Below are 1,572 nucleotides of genomic sequence, written 5' to 3'. Positions count from 1 at the left end.
ACCGGACAGCGCCGGCGCCGTGTGGGCCAGTCGCATCACCGCGTCCAGGTCCACGGAGGCGGCCAGGCGATCCGCGAGGTGGTCGAGGCTGCCGGCCGCCCCGGGTCGCTCTGCCGCCGGGACCAACCCGAGGTGCCGTGACGGGGCGGTGACCTCGTCGTCACGGCTGAGCACGCCGAGGACGGGGATCCCCAGTGGCTCGAGTGCGCGGCGCACCTCGTCCGAGTGCCGGACGGACCCGGCCTTGTTGAGGATCACCCCGCCGATCCGGACGGACGGGTCGAACGTCGCCATCCCCAGCACCACGGCCGCGATGCTCCGGGAGGCGTGGGAGATGTCCACCACCAGCAGGACCGGGGTGTCGGTGAGGCCGGCGACGTGGGCGGTGGAGGAGAAGCCGTCGCCCCCGATCTGGCCGTCGTACAGGCCCATCACGCCCTCGATCACGGCGACGTCGGCCGGGCGCGGCTCTGCCTGGGCACCGTGCAGCAGGAGGGGGACGATCCTGTCCTCGCCGACCAGGTGCGGGTCGAGGTTGCGGCCCGGCCGCCCGGTGGCGAGCTCGTGGTATCCCGGGTCGATGTAGTCGGGGCCCACCTTGTGGCCGGAGACCGTCAGGCCCCTGCGCCGGAGCGCCGCCATGAGCCCCGTGGCGACGGTGGTCTTGCCGTGACCCGACGCCGGAGCGGCCACCACGAGCCGGGGCAGGTCGGTGCGCGATCCGGTCACCATTCGATCCCCCTCTGACCCTTCTGGCCGGCGTCCATCGGGTGCTTGACCTTGGTCATCTCGGTGACGAGGTCGGCGACCTCGATCAGCCGGGGGGCGGCGTCGCGGCCGGTGATCACCACGTGCTGCCGACCGGGCCGCGAGGTCAGCGTCTCGACCACGTCCTCGACGTCCACCCAGCCCCACTTCATCGGGTAGGTGAACTCGTCGAGCAGGTAGAGGTCGTGACGCTCGTCGGCGAGCCGGCGCTTGATCTCCGCCCAGCCCTCGACGGCGTCGGCGGCGTGGTCCTCCTCGGTGCCGTCCTTACGCGACCACGACCAGCCCGAGCCCATCTTGTGCCACTCCACGGGCCCGCCCTCACCGGTCTCGGCGTGCAGGCGGGCGAGCCGCTCCATGACCGTCTGCTCGCCGATGCGCCACTTGGCGGACTTGACGAACTGGAACACCCCGATGTCCCATCCCTGGTTCCAGGCGCGCATGGCCAGGCCGAACGCGGCCGTGGACTTCCCCTTGCCGGGCCCGGTGTGGACCATGATCAGGGGCTTGTTGCGGCGTTGCCGGGTGCTCAGCCCGTCGTCGGGCACGCGGGCCGGTTGTCCCTGCGGCATCAGGCCACCTCTCCCTCTGTCAGCGCCGTGGTGCGGCGGTCAGGGGCCGTGTGGGTGCGGACGGTGTGGGTCAGTCCCTCGGCCGTCACCTCGCCCAGCGGGATGTGCTCGGCGCCCAGGTGCGTGGCGAGCTCGGAGGCCAGGCCCATGCGGAACCGGCCGCTCTCGCAGTCCACCACCACCGACGCCACGCCTAGGGAGGCCAGCCCGGCCGCCGCGGCGCGGGACCGGG

2 protein-coding genes and 1 pseudogene are annotated in these 1,572 nt (G+C 72.8%); all 3 read right to left on the bottom strand.

Going from position 1 to position 1,572, the window contains the following annotated elements; translation table 11 throughout:
- Positions 1 to 732: cobyrinate a,c-diamide synthase (locus G6021_RS07425; RefSeq protein ID WP_182640977.1), on the bottom strand; the 732-nt coding region annotated here is incomplete at its 3' end.
- Entirely contained in the window at positions 726 to 1,340 is a 615-nt protein-coding gene (gene cobO, locus G6021_RS07420; RefSeq protein ID WP_182640976.1) for a cob(I)yrinic acid a,c-diamide adenosyltransferase, read from the bottom strand. The genes G6021_RS07425 and cobO, both read right to left, overlap by 7 nt.
- A pseudogene (locus tag G6021_RS07415) lies at positions 1,340 to 1,572 on the bottom strand (magnesium chelatase); the annotation flags it as partial. The gene cobO and the pseudogene G6021_RS07415, both read right to left, overlap by 1 nt.

The organism is Dietzia sp. CW19, from assembly GCF_014145265.1.
In the GTDB taxonomy this organism is placed as follows: domain Bacteria; phylum Actinomycetota; class Actinomycetes; order Mycobacteriales; family Mycobacteriaceae; genus Dietzia; species Dietzia natronolimnaea.
This window is presented reverse-complemented; position numbering and strand designations above follow the sequence as displayed.

Excerpts from the sequence above, each read along its gene's own strand:
- cobO (WP_182640976.1), bottom strand. The coding sequence starts at position 1,340 with ATGCCGCAGGGACAACCGGCCCGCGTGCCCGACGACGGGCTGAGCACC.